The 19,201-nt window shown below is 63.8% G+C and carries 18 protein-coding genes and 1 tRNA gene; 12 read left to right on the forward strand and 7 right to left on the reverse strand.

Annotation, left to right across the window (positions count from 1 at the left end):
* Positions 1-22: 22 nt before the first annotated feature.
* Entirely contained in the window at positions 23-1,075 is a 1,053-nt protein-coding gene (locus tag DOM58_RS11520; protein WP_075560700.1) for a class I fructose-bisphosphate aldolase, read from the reverse strand.
* A 579-nt stretch (positions 1,076-1,654) separates the two neighbouring features.
* On the opposite strand from DOM58_RS11520, the gene DOM58_RS11525 reads away from it, so the two are divergent.
* The 3 genes from DOM58_RS11525 to DOM58_RS11535 all read left to right on the forward strand — a co-directional run bounded on the left by DOM58_RS11525 (position 1,655) and on the right by DOM58_RS11535 (position 3,637).
* Positions 1,655-2,035 carry a CidA/LrgA family protein gene (locus DOM58_RS11525; RefSeq protein WP_110693176.1) on the forward strand — a complete coding sequence of 127 codons (381 nt, stop codon included), beginning with the start codon at positions 1,655-1,657 and terminating at the stop codon, positions 2,033-2,035.
* The gene (locus DOM58_RS11530) at positions 2,028-2,756 is read left to right on the forward strand and encodes an LrgB family protein (RefSeq protein WP_110692979.1); all 729 of its coding nucleotides are present in this window, start codon (positions 2,028-2,030) and stop codon (positions 2,754-2,756) included. The genes DOM58_RS11525 and DOM58_RS11530 overlap by 8 nt, the downstream gene beginning before the upstream one ends.
* Before the next feature lie 122 nt (positions 2,757-2,878).
* Positions 2,879-3,637, forward strand: a complete 759-nt coding sequence (locus tag DOM58_RS11535) for an alpha/beta fold hydrolase (RefSeq protein WP_110692980.1) — start codon at positions 2,879-2,881, stop codon at positions 3,635-3,637.
* Positions 3,638-3,657: 20 nt separating this feature from the next.
* Here the strand turns inward: DOM58_RS11535 and DOM58_RS11540 are convergent, their stop codons facing one another.
* Positions 3,658-4,626, reverse strand: a complete 969-nt coding sequence (locus tag DOM58_RS11540; protein WP_110692981.1) for an aconitase X — start codon at positions 4,624-4,626, stop codon at positions 3,658-3,660.
* Between the two features lie 274 nt (positions 4,627-4,900).
* Here DOM58_RS11540 and DOM58_RS11545 point away from each other — a divergent pair, with 274 nt between their 5' ends.
* The 3 genes from DOM58_RS11545 to DOM58_RS11555 are packed head-to-tail and all read left to right on the forward strand — an operon-like array spanning position 4,901 to position 8,107.
* Entirely contained in the window at positions 4,901-5,965 is a 1,065-nt protein-coding gene (locus tag DOM58_RS11545) for a type I glyceraldehyde-3-phosphate dehydrogenase (protein WP_110692982.1), read from the forward strand.
* Positions 5,962-7,140 carry a phosphoglycerate kinase gene (locus DOM58_RS11550; protein WP_110692983.1) on the forward strand — a complete coding sequence of 393 codons (1,179 nt, stop codon included), beginning with the start codon at positions 5,962-5,964 and terminating at the stop codon, positions 7,138-7,140. The genes DOM58_RS11545 and DOM58_RS11550 overlap by 4 nt, the downstream gene beginning before the upstream one ends.
* A 13-nt stretch (positions 7,141-7,153) precedes the next feature.
* Entirely contained in the window at positions 7,154-8,107 is a 954-nt protein-coding gene (locus DOM58_RS11555; RefSeq protein ID WP_110692984.1) for a DMT family transporter, read from the forward strand.
* 68 nt (positions 8,108-8,175) lie between these two features.
* On the opposite strand, the gene DOM58_RS11560 is transcribed toward DOM58_RS11555, so the two are convergent.
* The 5 genes from DOM58_RS11560 to DOM58_RS11580 all read right to left on the reverse strand — a co-directional run bounded on the left by DOM58_RS11560 (position 8,176) and on the right by DOM58_RS11580 (position 12,292).
* A tRNA-Ser gene (locus DOM58_RS11560) sits at positions 8,176-8,265 on the reverse strand.
* 145 nt (positions 8,266-8,410) lie between these two features.
* Positions 8,411-9,142 (reverse strand): transporter substrate-binding domain-containing protein, encoded by a 732-nt coding sequence (locus tag DOM58_RS11565; RefSeq protein ID WP_110692985.1) that lies wholly within the window; start codon positions 9,140-9,142, stop codon positions 8,411-8,413.
* A 196-nt stretch (positions 9,143-9,338) separates the two neighbouring features.
* Entirely contained in the window at positions 9,339-10,847 is a 1,509-nt protein-coding gene (locus tag DOM58_RS11570; protein ID WP_110692986.1) for a tripartite tricarboxylate transporter permease, read from the reverse strand.
* Positions 10,848-11,306 (reverse strand): tripartite tricarboxylate transporter TctB family protein, encoded by a 459-nt coding sequence (locus DOM58_RS11575; protein ID WP_075560671.1) that lies wholly within the window; start codon positions 11,304-11,306, stop codon positions 10,848-10,850.
* On the reverse strand, positions 11,303-12,292 hold the full coding sequence (locus DOM58_RS11580) for a Bug family tripartite tricarboxylate transporter substrate binding protein (RefSeq protein WP_110692987.1): 990 nt from the start codon (positions 12,290-12,292) through the stop codon (positions 11,303-11,305). The genes DOM58_RS11575 and DOM58_RS11580 overlap by 4 nt, the downstream gene beginning before the upstream one ends.
* Positions 12,293-12,494: 202 nt before the next feature.
* Here DOM58_RS11580 and DOM58_RS11585 point away from each other — a divergent pair, with 202 nt between their 5' ends.
* The 6 genes from DOM58_RS11585 (at position 12,495) to DOM58_RS11610 (ending at position 19,140) form a co-directional block, all read left to right on the forward strand.
* Entirely contained in the window at positions 12,495-13,187 is a 693-nt protein-coding gene (locus tag DOM58_RS11585) for a response regulator (RefSeq protein WP_110692988.1), read from the forward strand.
* Positions 13,184-14,617 carry a sensor histidine kinase gene (locus DOM58_RS11590; protein ID WP_110692989.1) on the forward strand — a complete coding sequence of 478 codons (1,434 nt, stop codon included), beginning with the start codon at positions 13,184-13,186 and terminating at the stop codon, positions 14,615-14,617. Before DOM58_RS11585 ends, DOM58_RS11590 begins: the two co-directional genes overlap by 4 nt.
* Positions 14,614-15,660 (forward strand): ABC transporter substrate-binding protein, encoded by a 1,047-nt coding sequence (locus DOM58_RS11595; RefSeq protein WP_110644037.1) that lies wholly within the window; start codon positions 14,614-14,616, stop codon positions 15,658-15,660. The genes DOM58_RS11590 and DOM58_RS11595 overlap by 4 nt, the downstream gene beginning before the upstream one ends.
* 206 nt (positions 15,661-15,866) lie before the next feature.
* Positions 15,867-17,168, forward strand: coding sequence for a shikimate transporter (gene shiA, locus DOM58_RS11600; RefSeq protein WP_110692990.1), 1,302 nt, complete (start codon positions 15,867-15,869; stop codon positions 17,166-17,168).
* Positions 17,169-17,401: 233 nt separating this feature from the next.
* The gene (locus DOM58_RS11605) at positions 17,402-17,638 is read left to right on the forward strand and encodes a hypothetical protein (protein ID WP_110692991.1); all 237 of its coding nucleotides are present in this window, start codon (positions 17,402-17,404) and stop codon (positions 17,636-17,638) included.
* 2 nt (positions 17,639-17,640) lie between these two features.
* Positions 17,641-19,140 (forward strand): sodium:solute symporter family protein, encoded by a 1,500-nt coding sequence (locus tag DOM58_RS11610; protein ID WP_110692992.1) that lies wholly within the window; start codon positions 17,641-17,643, stop codon positions 19,138-19,140.
* The last annotated feature ends 61 nt before the right edge of the window (positions 19,141-19,201 follow it).

Below are 19,201 nucleotides of genomic sequence, written 5' to 3' on the forward strand. Positions count from 1 at the left end.
GTCTAACGTCGGACGGTCACGATCAAGCGATCGTCACGTCCTTGGAGAGATAGACGTCCTGAACCGCGTTGAGCAGTTCGATACCTTCCTTCAGCGGCTTCTGGAACGCCTTGCGCCCCGAAATCAGCCCCATGCCGCCAGCGCGCTTGTTGATGACCGCGGTACGCACCGCCTCGCCCAGATCGGAATGGCCCTTGGCGCCGCCACCGGAGTTGATCAGCCCGGCGCGCCCCATGAACGAGTTGGCCACCTGATAGCGGGCCAGATCGATCGGATGATCGCTGGTCAGTTCGCTGTAGACCTTATCGTGGGTATGGCCGAAACCGATCGCCTTGTAGCCGCCGTTGTTCTCCGGCAGCTTCTGCTTGACGATATCCGCCTTGATGGTCGCCGCCAGGTGCACCGCCTGGCTGGTGAGGTCGGAGGAGACGTGATAGTCGGTGCCGTCCTTCTTGAACTCCGGATTGCGCAGATACGACCACAGCACGGTGACCATGCCCAGCTCGTGCGCGCGCTCGAAGGCTTCGCTGACTTCCTGGATCTGCCGGCGGCTATCTTCGGAGCCGAAATAGATGGTGGCACCGACCGCGATGCAGCCCATGTTATGGGCCTGCTCGATCTGCGCGAACATCGTCTGTTCGTACATCGCCGGCAACGTCAGGCTCTCGTTGTGATTGAGCTTGAGCATCATCGGGATCTTGTGGGCATAGCGCCGCGCCACGGACGACAGCACGCCCAGGGTCGAACAGACGCAGTTGCAACCGCCCTGCAGCGCCAGTTCGACGATGTTCTTGGGATCGAAATACATCGGATTGGGCGCAAACGAGGCCCCGGCCGAGTGTTCGATCCCCTGATCGACCGGCAGAATGCTGAGATAGCCGGTGCCACCGAGACGACCGGTATTGAACAGGGTCTGCAGGTTACGCATCACGTGCGGGCTGCGATCGTTGTCGGAGAACACACGATCGACGAAGTCGGGTCCCGGCAGGTACAGGTCCTCTTTCTTGAAACCCGTGCAGGTATAGCCGAGAAGGCTATCCGCTTCCTTGCCCAGCAGCTTGGCGATATCGGTCATGTTGCTTTTCCTCTGTACTCAAGATGGGGCATGCGGGGCTCGACCTCGACCGCTTCCCGCCCACCAGCGATGGTTACCCGTTCTACCAAAGAGGGCAAACCGGTAATGGCTGCCCTGGCGTCGCTTTACCGCGTATCGTCACGAGAGGCTGGCATCAGCCTCAGGCATCACCAGCCCACCCGATCCGACCACGCGCTTGTCCGTTGCACAAATCCATCGAACAAATCCATTGAACAAATTCATCGCACAAATTTATCGAACAAAATCCGCTGCCGTTTCATGCCGCGTCGCTCGGCTTCAGGCCTCCGCTCTCGCAGCAATCCTCGATCAGTGGCCATATCTGCGCCAAGAATAAGCGACAATGCGTCGCAGTTCACGCCCATGCACCATTTCTGCACTGCCTGTTCCCGTCGCCGGACGCCCTGGCGGGGCTTTGCTAGATTGTCACGTTTCGTATCCGGGCATCGGCTGAAAATCGTCATGGGAAAGTGTTGAGCGCCCGTCATGGGCAGATGTCGTCCGGAACCGCACGACGCATTTGGTATGATGCTCGTCTTTCAGCGATCCGAGATTTCTGCGATGTCCGTTCTGCGCGGTTTCCTGTGGCTGCTCGTCTTTCTGATGCTGGGCCAGGCCCTCGTGCGACTGTTTCATATTCCCATGCCCAGCGGCGTGATCGGCATGCTGCTGCTGACGCTATGGTTCGGCTACCGCGGCGGGATGAATGCGGACGTCGTTCGAATCAGTCAGCCGCTGATCGCCATGCTGGCGCTACTGATCATGCCCGGTGTCGTCGAGATATTCTTTGTCGCCGATCAATTTGCCGATCAATGGACCGCAATTCTCACCGCGTTGATCGTCGGCACGCTGCTCAGCGTGTTGTCGAGTCTACTGCTGATGCGTCGCTACCTGCCCCAGAGTACCGCCGAGAGCGACTTGAGGAGCGCCGACCATGAGTGACTGGCTCGGGCGACTTGCCCAGCTACCGCAGCAGTGGTTCGAGTCGCCCATCGCCGCCATCACGCTCACCCTTGGCGCCTATTTCATCGGCATTCGCCTGTTCAAGCTGATGCGCAGGCCCAGCTGGTGCCCGCCGATGCTGATCGCGGCGATCATGATTGCCGTGATCATCGCCCTGTTGCCGATCGGCGTGGACGACTACAACCGGGGGGCTAGCTGGCTGATGCTGCTGCTGGGGCCTGCCACCGTCGCGCTGGCCGTGCCGCTCTATCAGCAGTTGCCGCAGATTCGCGCCCTGTGGAAGCCGATCCTGATGACGCTGCCGCTGTCGGCGACGCTGGCCGCCTGCTACGCGGTGATCATCGCCGCCGTCATGGGAGCGCCGGAGAACGTGCTCGCCTCGCTGGCGCCGAAATCGGTAACGTCTCCCATCGCGTTGAGCCTGGCCGAAGAGCTCGGCGGCTCCAGAGCACTGCTGATGGGCGCCTTACTAACCACGGGCGTGACGGCCATTTTTGGCGTGGAGTGGTTGAGCCGGATTCTGCAGATTCGCGATCCGAGACTGATCGGCCTGGCGCTGGGCATTAACGGTCATGCCCTGGGCACGGTCCGCGCCTTCGAGATCAATAGCGTCGCCGGCGCTTTCGCCTCCCTGGGCATGAGCCTGACCGGCGCCTTCACCGCCGTCGTGCTGCCCCTCGTCTGGCATCTCTTCTACTGAACGTCGCGACCGGTCGTCGTTTCGAATGGCGCCAAAGCCTGACAGCAGTCCAGATCCCGCTACGCTGTGAGCAGTTCGTCGAATGTTTCGACGTCTCAGTCAGATCCTCAAGGAGAGCCTCGATGACGATAGCCAGTGATAGCGGTCAGGGAGACCCGACGCTGGTGCTGATGCACTTTTTCGGCAGTTCCCATCATGAGTGGGAAGCGGTCCTGCCGCTTCTCGACGAGCGATGCCGGGTCGTCACGCTGGACATGCCGGGATTCGGCCGCGCCAGCGAGGTGGCGGGATTCGACGTCGCCTCGATGACCCGGCATGTCGAGCAGTGCATCGAAGCCGCCGGACTCGACAACGTCATCCTGGTCGGGCACTCGTTTTCCGGTCGCATCGCCATGACCGTCGCCGCCGATCGGCCGGCGTGGCTGCGCGCGCTGGTCCTGATCGCGCCCTCGCCGCCGGGGCCGCAGTCGATCGGCGACGAGGAGCATCGATTCCAGCTCGACTTCGATTTCAGCGAAGCCCAGGCTCGTCAGTTCATCGACGGCGCCAGCGAAGTCTCGCTCGCTCCCACGCTTTACCAGCAGGCGGTGGAGGACGCGATCAACGCCAACCCGGCGGCGTGGCGCGCCTGGCCGACGACGACCTACGCCGAAGATTGGCGCGAGGCCGTCGGCAAACTCCCCTACCCGGCCTGGGTGCTGGTCGGCGACAAGGATCCATCGCTACCGCCGGATACGCAGCGCAAGGAGGTGATGCCGCACCTGCCCCAGGGCAAGCTCGAGGTATTCCCCGGCTACGGCCATCTGCTGCCGATGGAGATGCCGGAAACGCTGGCGGAACAGCTCAACGCGATAGCCGCCCAATGGAGCGCCAGCCGCTGAGCGACGAGAACGTGGCGGGATCAGTGGACGAATAGTGCCGGCGCCCGCCCAGTCAACGCGACACATAGTGCGAGCGGCCATGGCAATGGCGTGCGCTCCAGCGCAGTCTCTGCGCTGGCAACGGGCGATGCACCGAGCTTCCGGCAAAGCTCGATGAGTCGTTCCGTCGCCTCCGTCGACGCAGCCAGTGAGTCGCCGGTCGTTTCCACTGTCGAAACGGTCTTGTCGAGGCGCGTCTCGACAGCCGTCGGCACGCAGACATGCCCGCCCCACTCGACCAGACGCTCAGCAAAGACCAGCCCAGCCGGCCCCGTGTAGAGGCAGCCATCGATGTGTACGCGAGTCACATCGAGCAGTTCGACTGCGCCCTGCAGTCGCGCCAGTCGCACCACGATGCGCATGGCGACCTGGGCTGCCGGGCCTGCCTCACCGGCAAGACAGCGCCGATCCGCCGGCGACAGGGCAAAGCCGTCATTCGCCGCCGTCGTTGGCGCTGGCTCATGCCCGAGCGCCCCACCGGCCGTCACGCTGGCCAGGCCCGCCAGACGCGGGCCGCTGACCACCAGTTGCCGGCCACGATGGAGGGTGATGAGATGCGCCGACTGCGCCAGGGCAAAGCGCGCGGGGTCCAGCACGATGACCGGTACCGTCAGTGACAGTGCCTCTTCGGCGACGATGGCCGCCAGAACGCTGACCTCATCGATCCGATCGAGCACGATCAACGCCGGCGCCTGTCCGGCATGAATTGCCTCCAACAGCATCACGCTGCCGGCAGTCCCGCCTCCATGGGGGATGACCAGCGCCCGCCCGGCGACACATTCGCCAGACAGCGGGTGCTGGCGATCGATCACCGCGCCCTGCCGCGGCTCCACCCCGCCGCATAGACTCAGCGGCTCCGCACTCGCCATGACGACGCCGCTGCCCTCGCCTTCGACCGGACATTCGGTGGCGGAGAGATGGAATGCCAGAGACTCGAGACGGCGCATCATGGCGATGTCGTCCGAACGTTTATCGACGAGACCGCGGGTGAAACAGAACGAACAGAAGGTACAGAAAGAACAGAAAGTGAAACAGAAAAGGCATTGGCATCAGCCATCGCGGAAGAGCCTCTGGCATGAGAGAGATCGTTTCAAGCTACGAGGCAGCCCCCGTTTCGTCCAGTGCTTTAGGCTGACATCCGCCTCATCCTCGGCTCATCGGGAACGGATGCGCTAAGATGGTCGACCTCGACACCGTCCTCAACGTTGGGTTACCCGATCGCCCATGACCTATCGCGTCGCCATCAACGGCTACGGCCGCATCGGCCAGAGCGTGCTGCGTGCGCTGATCGAACGCCCCGATCTGCCGCTGGAGATCGTTGCCATCAACGAACTCTCCGATCTCGAGACGATCGCCTATCTGACTCGCTACGACACGACTCACGGACGCTTCCCCGGCCGTGTCGAAGCGCGAGATGGCTGCCTGATCGTCAATGGCCGCGCCATCCGCGTGCTCAGCGCTGCCGAACCGGAAGCGCTACCGTGGGACGAGCTCGGCATCGATCTGCTGCTGGAGTGTTCCGGCAGTTTCAAGGATCGCGCCAGCGCCGAGCGCCACCTTCAGGCCGGCGCGCCACGGCTACTGTTTTCCCAGCCGGCGGAAGCCGACGTCGATGCCACGATCGTCTATGGCGTCAATCAGGATGAGATCGCCAGCGACATGCGCATTGTCTCGGCGGCGTCGTGCACCACCAACTGTCTGGTGCCGATTCTCAACGTGCTGGAAGCCAGTTTCGGCGTCTCCCATGGCGTCACCACGACCATCCACTCGGCCATGAACGATCAGCCGGTGATCGACGCCTACCACAATAGCGACCTGCGCCTGACCCGTTCGGCCATGCACTCGATCATTCCGGTGGATTCCGGCCTGGCCCGCGGTATCGGCCGGCTGATGCCGCATCTGGCCGGGCGTTTCGAATGTCTCCACGTCCGCGTGCCGACCATCAACGTCTCGGCCATGGATCTGTCGATCTCGCTGGAGCGCGAAACCGATGCCGCCGCGGTCAACGCCTGCCTGGCCGCCGCCAGCCGCGAACGCTATCTGGGCCTGCTCGGCGTAACCTACGAGCCGATGGCCTCGGTCGACTTCAACCACGATCCGCGCTCGGGTATCGTGGATGCCACTCAGACACGCGTGGCCGGTGGCCGCCTGCTCAAGCTGCTTTGCTGGTTCGACAACGAATGGGGCTTCGCCAACCGGATGCTCGACGTCGCTCACCACTGGCTCGGACTGTCATCTTCCGTCTCCGAACCCGTCACTTCTCTTCAGCGTAAGGAAAGGATTTCATGACCGTACTCAAGATGTCTGAACTGGATCTCTCCGGAAAACGCGTCCTGATCCGTGAGGACCTCAACGTGCCCGTCAAGGGCGGCAAGGTCACCAGCGACGCCCGTATCCGCGCCTGCCTGCCGACCATCCAGGCCGCGCTCGATGCCGGCGCCAGCGTCATGCTGATGAGCCACCTGGGGCGGCCGACCGAAGGCGAGCCGGCAGACGAGTTCACCCTCGCCCCGGTGGCCGAGCATCTCTCCGACCTGCTGGGCAAACCGGTACGGCTGGAGAAGGACTATCTCGATGGCAAGGTCGAGATCGCCGAAGGCGAGGTCGTGCTGCTCGAGAACGTGCGCTACAACAAGGGCGAGAAGAAGGACGACGAAGCGCTGGCCAAGGCCTATGCGGCGCTCTGCGATATCTACGTGATGGACGCCTTCGGTACCGCCCACCGCGCCCAGGCTTCCACCCATGGCGTGATCCGGTTCGCGCCACAGTCCTGCGCCGGGCCGCTGCTGGCCAACGAACTCGACGCCCTGGAAAAGGCGCTCAGCGCACCCAAGCGCCCGATGGCCGCCATCGTCGGTGGCTCCAAGGTGTCGACCAAGCTCGACGTGCTCTATTCGCTGTCGGAGAAATGCGATCAGTTGATCGTCGGTGGCGGCATTGCCAACACCTTCATCGCCGCGGCCGGTTACGGCGTGGGCAAATCGCTCTATGAGGCGGATCTGGTCGACAAGGCCAAGGAGCTGATGGCCAAGGTCAAGATTCCGCTACCCACCGACGTCGTCGTCGCCACCGAGTTTTCCGAATCCGCCACGGCGACCGTCAAGCCGGTGGATCAGGTCGGCGACGACGAGATGATCCTGGATATCGGCCCGGACACCGCCAAGCATCTGGCCAGCCTGCTGGAAAATGCCGGCACGATCCTGTGGAACGGCCCGGTCGGCGTGTTCGAGATCGATCAGTTCGGCAAGGGCACCGAAGTGCTGTCGAAGGCGATTGCCGCAAGCCCGGGATTCTCCATCGCCGGCGGCGGCGACACCCTGGCCGCGATCGACAAGTACGGCATCGCCGATCAGGTTTCCTACATCTCCACCGGCGGCGGCGCCTTCCTCGAATATGTCGAGGGCAAGACCCTGCCCGCCGTAGCGGCACTGGAGAAAGCGGGATCGGACAAAGCCGCTGGCTGATCAGGCCAACGGCTTGCGTTCACGTTCAAGGAGCCCGCGTGTCAAGGGAGGCGCGGCGTCACCCCGGTCCCCGAATCCCGATCGTGTCGGCCACGTCTCTTCGGCGTGGCCGGCATTGGGCATTCTGCTGGCCGGCGCCCTCTGGGGCTTCTACTGGTTCCCCATTCGCCGGCTCGAAGCGCTCCAGCTCGGGGGCGTCTGGGGGTCGTTGATCATCGCCGCCACGGCGTGCGTGTTGCTCTCTCCCTGGGCCATTGCCCAGCGCCGCCGTCTCGCCCGCTCATCCGGGCTGGGGATCGCCTCGGTCACCCTGGGCGGCGCAGCCTTCATGCTCTATTCCGTCGGCCTGGTTCACGGCCAGGTCGCCGTGGTCATTCTGCTGTTCTACCTGACGCCGATCTGGAGCACGCTGATCGAACGGCTGTGGTGGCGCTGGCCGCTGACCGGACGGCGTATCGCGGTCATCATTGTCGGTGTAGCCGGGCTGGGACTGGTGCTCGGCGCCAACGGTTCGCCGCTGCCCCATGGCATCGGCGACTGGCTGGGGCTGGCTTCCGGCCTGCTGTGGGCAATTGCCTCCAGCGGCATGCGTTCCCATAACACGCTCGGCCCCGGGGAAGGCAGTTTCCTGTTCGCCGTCGGCGCCCTGGTCGCCGCGGCACTACTGGCGCCGTTCCTCTCGGCCTGGCCCGGACTCCCGCCAGCGGAGAACGGGTGGCAGGTTATCGCCTGGATCCTGGCCGCCGCCGGCCTGTGGTGGTCAGCATCTTTGGCGATTCTGGTATGGGCAGCGAGGTATCTGTCGCCGGCGCGCCTCGGTATCCTGATGATGAGCGAGGTGCTGGTTGGCGTCTTCTCCGCGGCGCTGCTGGCTGACGAACCGCTGGCGCCAATCCAGATTGTCGGTGCCGTTCTGGTGATTGCCGCCGCGGTCCTGGAAGTGCTGCCGGCGAGAGCAAGCGGCTGAACGCCTCCATTGCGGGTCGTCCATCAACGAAAAAGCCGGCCCCATGGGGCCGGCTGATTCATCATTCGTGGCGGAGAGGGAGGGATTTGAACCCTCGATACCCGCGAAGGTATGCCGCATTTCGAGTGCGGTGCATTCGACCACTCTGCCACCTCTCCTTGGCGAGACTCGCGCCGAACCGAATGACCTGCGCTCGAGGCGCCGGATTCCGGTTCACGATCATCCCGCGGCGCAAAAATAGCAGAAAAAAATCGGAACGTTAACGTTGTGGGCTAAATATTCGATCTCTGCAATGTTTGCGAGTCAATCCGCCGCCTGCGTCTCGTCCTGACCGCTTTCCGCCAATGCGTGCTTCACTACCCCCTGCTGCTTCATGCGAGCGAGAAAATCCTCGACGTAGCGGATGACGGCGTCCGAAGCCTGCGCCTTGGGCACCGCCATGCACTGCTCGATGGCGGTGAAGCGACCCGGCAGAACACGATAACCGGGATTCGACGCGGCATAGACCGCGAGTGGCTGACGCACACCGGCGGCGGCATCCAGTTGGCTCTCGACGAACAGCTCGATCGCCGCGGCGGAGGTCGCCGCGCGAACCAGACTTGCGTGCTTCAGCGCACGTGTCAGGTAGAGGTCGTAGGCCGCCCCTTTGCCCACCGCGATCCGAATGCCATCCTGGTCCAGCTCTTCGACTGCCTGAAACGGCGCGGCTTCCGACACCAAGTAGGTGCCTTCGATGATCACGTAAGGAGCTGTGAAGTGGATTTTCTCGGCGCGCACCGGATCACGGGCGAGAAAGCCGATTCGCCAGGCGTCGTCATCGATCGCCGCGAACACGTCGCCCGCACCCTCGAAGGTGGCGAACTCGATCGCCACGTCGAGCTCCGATGCCAGCGCTCGTGCCAGCGCCACCGAGACGCCGGAAGGCTCGCCGTCCTCGCCGCGCTGCGCGAGTACGATATTGCCGTAGTTGATGGCGACACGCAGTCGCCCGTACGGTGCCAGCGCTTCGATTACCGCAGACCTGTCATCGCTCATCGGTTGCTCCTAGTGATCAGCATCGCCGCATATCGGGCTATTCGGACTATAGCCGGAGTCGGCGCCAGCGCGGTCATGAATCTCGTGACATCGACTTTTGAAGGCGCTATCCGACGGCAATGCCTCCTATTCAACGACGACGGCCCCGCCAGAGCGGGGCCGTCGAATACTTGCAGCACTATCCTGGGTGTCGGTATCAGGTGGCCTTGGCCGGCAGAAACTTCGCCTTGAGCTTACCCGCGAACATCGGCACCAATACCACCAACGCCGCGGCGATCCATAGCCCGATAGAAAGGCCGGACTGGAACAGGATGGCGACATCGCCACCGCTGATCGACAGCGCCCGGCGAAGGTTCTCTTCCATCAGCCCGCCGAGCACGAAGCCGAGCACCACCGGTGCCAGCGAGAAGCCGAACTTGCGCAGTAGATACCCGAATACGCCGATGACCAGCATCAGGTAGATCGCCATCAGATCGGAATGCAGCTGATAGACGCCGACGAAAGCGAGGATCGCCACGCTGGGTACCAGAATCCAGCGCGGCACCTGCAACACGCGGGCGAACACGCCGGCCAGCGGCAGGTTCAACAGCAGCAGCATAACGTTGCCGATATAGAGCGAAGCGATCAGGCCGCCCACCACCACCGGTTGTTCGCGGAACATCATCGGGCCGGGATTGATGTTGTAGAGCATCAGCGCGCCCAATAGGATCGCGGTGGTGCCGGAGCCGGGAATGCCCAGGGTCAGCATCGGCACGAAAGAGCCGGCGGCGGAGGCGTTGTTGGCGGCTTCCGGCGCGGCCAGCCCGCGCATGTCCCCGGTGCCGAACGTATTGTCGCGGTCACTGATGCGCTTTTCGGTGGTGTAGGCCACGGCGCTGGCGACCGAGGCGCCGGTGCCCGGCAGCACGCCGATGACGAAGCCGATCACGCTGGAACGCAGGATCGCCCACTTGCAGTACATCACTTCGCTCATCTTGACCATGACTCGGCCGATCGGCGCCATTTCGCCGTCCTGGTCATGGCGGAAGGCGTGCTCGAGCATCAGTAGAATCTCGCTGACCGCGAACAGGCCGATGATCATCACCACGAAATCGATGCCGTCGTAGAGCTCGGGCATGTCGAAGGTGAAGCGCAGCACGCCGGTGCCGGAGTCGACGCCGACGGTGGAGATCAGCACGCCGAGCACCGCACCGATCAGGGTCTTGAGCGGATCCTTGCCCATCATCGCGGACATCGAGGCGAAGGCGAAGATCATCAGCGCGAAGAATTCGGCAGGCCCGAACTTGACCGCGACGACCGCCAGCAGCGGCGCGAACAGGGTCAAACCGACGATCGCCACTGTGGCACCGATGAACGAGCTGACCGCCGACAGACCCAGCGCCGGCCCGGCCAGGCCCTTCTTGGCCAGCGGGTGGCCGTCCAGCGTCGTCATCACCGCGCCGGCATCACCGGGCACGTTGAGCAGGATGCTCGACATCCGCCCGCCGTACTCGGAACCGGTGTAGATACCGGCCAGCAGGATGAGCGCAGATTCGGCCGGCAGGCCCAGCGTGTAGGCCAGCGGCATCAGAATGGCGATGCCGTTGATCGGCCCGATGCCCGGCAGCGCGCCGAACAGCGTCCCCAGCAGCGCGCCCAGGAATGCCAGCCCCAAATTGAGAGGCGTCAGGGCGACACCGAAGCCCTGGATCAGAAAATCGAACATTCAGTCGCTCCCCAGCAGCGGCTCGATCCAGCTACCGGTCGGCAGCGAGATTCCCAGTCCGTAGGTAAATAGCAGGTAACTGCCCAACGCCAGCAGCAGACCGCCGACGACCGCCTTCACCGGCGTCGCCCCGAACAGCCAGGCGATGACGATGCTGACCAGCGCCGTCGTCACCAAAAAGCCTAGATTGATGAACAGCGCCGCGTAGAAGCCCAGCACCGCCATGGTGAACACGAGGCGCAGCAGCAGCGCACCGGTCGGCCATTCACCACTGGCGCCGGGGCGAACGAACAGCACGACGGCCAGAATCGCCAGCAGCCCCGCCAACATCAGCGGGACGGCCTTGGGCCCCAGCGGGTCGTAGCTGAAAGGCACCTGCAGCTGCCAGGCCTGGACGGCGACGAACGCCGCCAGACCGAGCAACAGCAAACTCAGGATTCGGTCGGCGGCGAGTTTCATTGGGTCAGACCCACTTCCTTGGCGAGCTGCTCGAAGTCAGCGACCTGTTGCTTGACGTACTGGTGGAAGTCGTCACCGAACTTGGACATCGGGAACAGTCCGCGACCTTCGCGCAGCTTCTTGAAGCTCTCGGTCTCGTTCAGCTCGCGCAGGCGGTCGGCCCACTGCTGATAGGCTTCATCGCTGACATTGGGGCCCATGTAGTAACCACGCCAGATCGGCCATTCGACGTCGTAACCCTGCTCCTTGGCGGTAGGGATATCGGCGTAGGGTCCGCCCATGCGCTCTTCGGAAAGCGCCGCCAGGATGCGGATCTCGCCGCTGTCGAGCTGCGGCTTGAGCTCGGCCAGATCGCCGGTGAAGACCTGAATGTGCTCGCCCAGCAGTGCCGCCAGCGCCTCACCGCCGCCCTCGAAGGAGACGTAACGCAGCTTGCGCGGATCGACATCGTCGGCCTTGGCCATCAGCGCTGCCTTCATCCAGTCCTGGCTACCGATCGTGCCGCCGGCGCCGATCACCACGCTGGAGGGATCCTTCTTCATCGCCTTCATCAGCTCGTCGAGGTTGTTCCACGGCGCATCCTTGCGCACCACCACGGCGCCGTAGTCGACACCCAGCGCGCCCAGCCAGCGTACGTCGTCGACCTTGTGCTGCTGGCCGAACTTGCCCAGCGCCAGATTGAGTGCGGCGCCGGTGCTGGCGGCCACGATCAGGTTGGGATCGTCGTCGCGCACGCCGGTCAAATGGTTATAGGCCACGGCACCGATCCCGCCGGGCATGTAGCTGACCATCATCGGCTCGTCGATTAGCTTGGCCTCCTGCAGGCCATTGGCCGCCAGACGACAGGTCAGATCGTAACCGCCGCCCGGCTTGGCCGGTGCGATACATTCGGGGGGCTTGGCCTGGGCCTGGACGGCGCCGGCCAGCAGCGCGCCGCCGGTCACGACGGCGACCAGCCAGCGAGTAATGATTCGAGAGTTTGGCATGCTGTGCGTCTCCTACCTGGGTTGTTATGCTCGCAAAGCTCATGGCGGGCACCGGACTCGGGCCGGCTTTGCCTACCGACAGCGCGATGCTAGAGCGCTAACCTTTCATCAACCTGTCATCTAAACCTTTGTCGTATAAGACATTAGTCGCACAGGACATTAGTCGCATACGACAAGAGCTCGATGACGCCGAGACACCGCCATGCACCTGCTCGTTATCGAGGATGACCCGCTGCTGTCGCGCTCGCTGACCCAGGCGATGACCCGCCACGGCTACACCGTCGATGCCCTGGCTCGCGTCGACGATGCCATCCAGGCGCTGCGCCAGGGTCGCTTCGATCTGGTCCTGCTCGACCTGGGCCTGCCGGATGGCAGCGGTCTCGGCGTGCTCGAATGGTTACGTGCCCATGCCGACCCCACGCCGGTGATGATCTTGACGGCACGGGACGCCCTCGAGGATCGCGTGCGCGGGCTGGACCTCGGCGCCGACGACTATCTTGCCAAGCCGTTCTCGATCACCGAGCTGGAAGCGCGGGTTCGCGCCCTGCTGCGTCGCAGCCAGCAGCGGCTCGATAACAGCGTGCGTTTCGGTGCGCTGGTGCTGGATACCCGCTCGGCCAGCGCCTGGTTGAACGACACTTCGCTGGACCTGCCAAGGCGGGAATTCAGCCTGCTGGAAGCGCTGATGCTCAATGCCGGACGAATCGTTCAGCGCGAGGCGCTGGAAAACCGGCTATTCGGCTTCGACGCGGTGGGCGCCAATGCTCTGGACGTCTACGTCAGCCGGCTGCGCAAGCGTCTAGCGGGGTCCGGCCTGTCGATCCGCACGCTGCGCGGGCTGGGCTATCGGCTCGAAGCCTCTCGGGAGACGTTCGACGAGGCGCGGCGCGAGTGATTTCACCGCGCACCTCGCTCAAGCGACGTCTGACGCTCTGGCTGATCGTGATCATCGCCGGCCTCGGCACGCTGTTGCTGATCGAGGCCTACACCAGCGCCCGCAAGGCGGCGGATCGCGCAATGGACGGCCAACTGGAGGCCGCCAGCCTGACCATCGCCGAGTCGCTGCAGTGGCCGGAAGGAAAGCCGACCCTGGAAATGCCGGCGTCGGCGCTGCAGATCCTCGCCACCCGCTGGCAGGAGCGGGTGTTCTACTGGCTGCAGGCGGATAACGGGGTCTCGATTACACAGAACGCCGATCTGCCCATCACCGCCGCCATGCAGGAGCAGGCCCGTCATCAGCCGGTCTATCTCGATGCCGTCTACGATGGCCGGCCGATCCGTCTCAGTGGCCGCGAGGTGGATTCCGCCGGCTGGGACACCCAGGAGCCGGTGCAGCTGTGGGTGGGTCATACCCGGCGCGGCCGCGACCTGCTGGCGCAGGAGCTGTTTCGCAAGAGTGCCACCCGCTTCGCCGCGATGGTGCTGATCACCGCGGCGCTGGTGGCCATCGCCATGCGCACCATGCTGGCGCCGCTGCGTCGTCTCCGTCAGGCGCTGCGCAGTCGGCGCGCCGATGACATCAGCCCGTTGACCCTCGGCGTGCCCCGCGAGATGCAGGAGCTGGTCGAAACCCTCAACCGGCTATTCGCCGATCAGCGCGATCAGCGCGATGCCCTGCTGCGCTTCATCGCCGACGCCTCGCATCAGCTCAGGACGCCGCTCGCCGGACTCCAGAGCACCAGTGAGCTGGCGCTGACCAGCCGTGACCCGGACAGCTGGTATCAGGCGTTGAATACCGTCCACGACAGCGCCGAGCGCACCAGCCGCCTGGCCGGCCAGATGCTGAGCCTGACCCGACTGCAACATCTGGGCCCCGGGCACGAGCGTGAACCGCTGGCACTGGATCAACTGCTGCGGGAAGTCGCCGTCGACTGGGCCGATCGTCAGGACAGCCGCGAGCATGACCTCGGGCTGGCCATCGACCTGCCCACACCGATCTGGGTCGAAGGAGAACGCTGGGCGCTGCACGAACTGCTCAACAACCTGATCGACAACGCCTGTCGCTATACGCCGCCCGGCAGCGAAATCACGCTGAGACTTGGCAACGATGAAGATGATGACCCCAACGGCGCCGCCAAGCGGGTGACGCTGGCCATCGAGGACGATGGTCCCGGCGTCGATACCGAATCACTCGCCCGTCTGACTCAGCCTTTCGAGCGCGGAAGACGCCAGGATACCCGCGGCTCCGGGCTCGGCCTGGCCATCGCCGATTCCATCGGGTTACGCCATGGCAGCCGGTTGACGGTCACCAACCGCGAGCCTCGAGGACTCAAGGTTTCTCTGACATTGCCGCGCTGTCGGCCACCCGAGGGGAGCGTGACATGAACAGACGCCTTCACGTTGGCCTGGGTTCATGCCTGTGGCTATGGCTCGTTGTCGGCGGCGTTGACATAGCCCAGGCGGACGAAAAGCTGCTCATCGAAGCCGCGCTGGATCGTCAGATCGTCGAACCGGTGCTGGCCGCCTTCGCCGTCGAGAATCCGCAGATCGATCTCGACTATCGCGACCGCTCGACACTGGAGGTCGACCAGCGCGCCCGGGATCACGATTCGCCGCCGGACGTGGTGATCAGCTCGGCGATGCCGTGGCAACTGGCGCTGAGCAACGAAGGCATCGCCCAGCCGCTAGAGGCGCCGGAGGTCGATCAATGGCCTGCCTGGGCGAAATGGCGCAACGAAGTCTTCGGCTTCACATTCGAACCCGTGGTGATGGCCTATCGCCTCGAACTGGCCTCGCACATGCCGCCGCCGGAGACCCACCGCGACCTGCTCGATCTGCTGACCCACTATCGCCAGTGGCTCGACGGCCGCGTGGTCAGCTATTCGCCGCGCGACAGCGGGGTCGGCTACACCCTGCTTCAACAGGACGCCCGCTACACGCCGCGAATGTGGGATCTGATCGCCGCCATGGGCGCCGCCGACGTGCAGCTCGAAACCACCACCCAGCGCATGCTTGAAGGGCTCAGCGACGGCCGCTACTGGCTCGGCTACAACCTGCTGGGCTCCTATGCACTGCTCTGGGCCCAGACCCATCCCGACATCATCGTCCAGGTCCCCAACGACTACTCACTGGTGCTGATGCGCATGGCATTCATCCATCGCGACGCGCCACATCCGGCGGCGGCCAAGCGTTTCGTCCGCTTTCTGCTCAGCCGGCGCGGCCAGCATATCCTGGCCGGCCAGACTCCGCTGTTCAGCGTCCGCGACGACGTGATCGGCCCCTACACCGCCCAGCGGCTGCGCGATCAGGTCGGCGATCATCTCTACCCGATTCCGATCAATGCCACGCTGCTCGCCTTCGTCGATCCGCTGCGCCGGCAGGCGTTCCTACGCCGCTGGGATCGGGAGATTCAGATCCTGTCGGAATGAAAGCTGGCGGAATCAGAGATGTCGGAATAAGAGATGTCGGCATCAAAGACGTCGGAAGGGAAGCTAACGAGCACGCGGGCATTACGGTTCAGGTTTGAACCTGTGTCTCTTCATTCAATGACGTAAGATACGGCGCCGCCAACGTGTCGATGCCACACCCTGTCGACACGCCTCGATATAAAGACACCGACGACCGAGAGTTCCGGATGAGCGTAGACGCAACGACCACCACCCCAGCCCACTCGACAAGCCAGGCCCGACGCGCCGCCATCGGCAGCTTCGTGGGTGCCGTGGTCGACTGGTACGACTTCCTGCTCTACGGCATCGTCGCCGCGCTAGTCTTCAATTCGCAGTTCTTTCCCAATGTCAGCCCGGCGGCCGGCACGCTGGCGGCGCTGGCGACCTTCGGCGTCGGCTTTCTGTTTCGCCCGCTGGGCGGGCTGGTCTTCGGTCATTACGGCGATCGACTGGGTCGCAAGCGCATGCTGATCCTGACGGTCATTCTGATGGGCGGCGCGACGGCGCTGATCGGCCTGCTGCCGACCTATGCCCAGATCGGCGTGTGGGCGCCGATTCTGCTGGTGACGCTGCGGGCGATCCAGGGGTTTGCCGTCGGCGGCGAATGGGGCGGCGCAGCGTTGATGGCCGTGGAAAGTGCACCCAAAGGCCGACGCGCGTTCTACTCCAGCGGCGTGCAGGTGGGTTACGGCGTGGGCCTGATTCTGGCCACCGGCAGCATTTCGCTACTCAGCTACTGGCTGAGCGATGCCGACTTCACGGCCTGGGGCTGGCGCCTGCCGTTTCTGTTCAGCGTGGTGCTGGTGCTGGTGGCGCTGAAGATCCGTTCCAGCCTGGAGGAGTCACCGGAGTTCGTCGAAGCGGTCGAACGCAATGACCAGAAGCCGGCCAGGCCACCGATCATCGAGGCGCTCAAACGCCATCCCGGCGCCTTCGGAACCATCATCGCCATGCGCCTGGCCGAACTGTTCACGATGTACATCGTGACCACTTTCGCGCTGAGCTACTCCACCGGCTATCTCGATCTGTCGCGGGATCTGTTTCTGCATATCGGGCTGCTGGTCGGCGCGATCAGCTGCGTCACCATCCCGTTGTTCGCGTTCCTGGCGGATACGCTGGGGCGTCGGCGCGTCTACATCACCGGCGCCATCGTCGGCGTGCTGGCAGCCTTCCCGTTCTTCATGGCGCTGCAGGCCGGTTCGATCCTGTGGATCGTGATCTTCGCCGTGGCGCTCGCCAACCTTGCCCACGACATGGTGGTCAGCGTACAGCAGCCGATTTTCGCCGAGCTGTTCGGCACCGCCTACCGTTACAGCGGTGCCGGGGTCGGCTATCAGGTCGCCAGCGTGATCGGCGGCGGCTTTACCCCGTTCATTGCCGCCGCCCTGGTCGATCTCTATGACGGCAGCTGGACTCCCGTCGCGATCTATCTGGCCGCCGGCTGCCTGATTTCTGCCGTGGGCGCCGCCTGGATGCTGAGAAGACGATAGCGGTACGGCGATCGATCCGATCGTTCGTTGCTCGGGCAGCACGATCTTTTCAAACGACATTATTTGCGACCAATGTCGCACATCTTCGCCATAGACGAAGCCCCGCTTTGCCAAACGATAATGGCCATCCGTCGCCACGGATGGCTATAGTCTCCTCGCTCGCCGCCTGTGGCATTTTTCGGTCTATTGCGCCGAATTCGTCCTGCCATCGCGCACGCTACCGAGGTACCTCCATGAAGAAAAGAATCAGTGAGCCGGTCAGGAAACCGCTGGTCTGGATCGGCTTCGTCGTCCTTTTTGCCCTGATCAATCCCTGGTATTTCCCCGCCGGTTCCTGGTCGCCGCTGGTCTTCGGCGTTCCCTACTGGGCGCTGATCATCCTGCTGGCCTCGCTTGCCTTGTCGATCTTCATTACCTGGGTAGTGATGACCCAGTGGGAAACCGGTGCCGACGAAGACGAGGAGCTGTGACGATGGAAGTGGAACTGGCCTTCGGTGGATGGTCCGGCATTCTGGTGCTGGCGCTTTACGGCGGTCTGATGCTGGCCGTTGGCATCTATGCCTTCCTGCGCAATCGTGGCGTTCGCGAGAGTCTCGATGAGTACTATCTGGGCGGACGCGGCCTCGGCGTCATGGTGCTGTTCTTCACCTTTTTCGCCACCCAGTACAGCGGCAATACCGTGGTCGGCTATCCCCCGACGGCCTACCGGCTCGGCTACCAGTATCTGGTCTCGGTGCCGTTCTTCATCATGATCATCATGGTCTATCTGCTGTTCGCGCCCAGGCTCTATGCGCTGGGCCGACGATTCAACCTGCTGACGCCGGTTGACTGGATCGATCTGCGCTTCCGCTCGAAAAAGGTCACGATCCTGGCCGCGATCCTGATGCTTTACGGGCTGGGCAACTATCTGCTCGAACAGTTCGTCGCCATCGGCCAGGGCGTCTCCGGTCTGACCGGCGGCACGATTCCCTATCAGGTCGGCGTGGTGTTCTTCATCGTGATCATGGTCGCCTACAGCTGGCTGGGCGGCATGCGCTCGGTGGCCTACACCGACACGATCCAGGGCATCGCCCTGCTGTTCGGCGTGCTCACCCTGCTGATCGGCTCGCTGATCTATCTGGGCGGGCTGCCCACGGCGGCCGAGACGATGATCGCCGAGGCCCCGCAGAAACTCGGCGCGCCGACCGGAGGAAGCCTCACCACCTGGTTCTGCCTGCTGGTGCTGGTGGGCATCGGCGCGGCGATCTATCCGCACGCTTTCCAGAGAATTTTCGCGGCACGCAGCGAGCGCACGCTCAAGCGCTCTTTCATTCGCATGGCCTATATGCCGTTTCTGACTGCCGGGGTGGTATTCATGGTCGGGATCATCGGCATCTCCGCTTTCCCCGATCTGACCACCGCAGAATCCGAACAGCTGGTGGGAATGATGGCCAACGCGCTCGCCAACCAGAACGCCTTCTTCTACTGGGCGATGGTGCTGCTGTTCGGTGGCGTGATCGCCGCGATCGTGTCGACCGCCGATTCGGTGCTGCTGACGTTTTCCTCGATCATCTCCAACGATCTTTACGGACGTTACATCGCGCCGAACGCCGAGGAATCACGCAAGATCCTGGTGGGCAAGCTGGTCGGGGTCGCCGCAGTCATCGTGCTGGTGCTGATCGCCTGGTATCCGCCGGGCACGCTGTATCAGATCTTCGTGCTCAAGTTCGAGGTGTTGATCCAGACCGCGCCGGCGTTGATTCTCGGCCTCTACTGGAGCCGGCTCAATACCCAGGCGGTGTTCATTGGCATGCTCGCCGGCACCGTACTGGCCGCCGCCTTTACCTTCGCTGGCTTGCGCCCGCTGGGCGTCTACAGCGGTCTGTGGGGGCTGTTGCTGAATCTGGTGCTGTGCGTCGGTGGAAGTCTGGTCAGTCAGGTAACGGAAGCGCATCGCCAGCGCGCGATCGAGGTCATCGGCTGGCAGCGCTGAGCAAGGGACTACGCTAATCGCCGATGGCGGATGGCTGATCGCGGATGACGGGCACCGTGCG

Origin of the sequence: Salinicola halophyticus (assembly GCF_003206695.1) — a bacterium.
In the GTDB taxonomy this organism is placed as follows: domain Bacteria; phylum Pseudomonadota; class Gammaproteobacteria; order Pseudomonadales; family Halomonadaceae; genus Salinicola; species Salinicola halophyticus.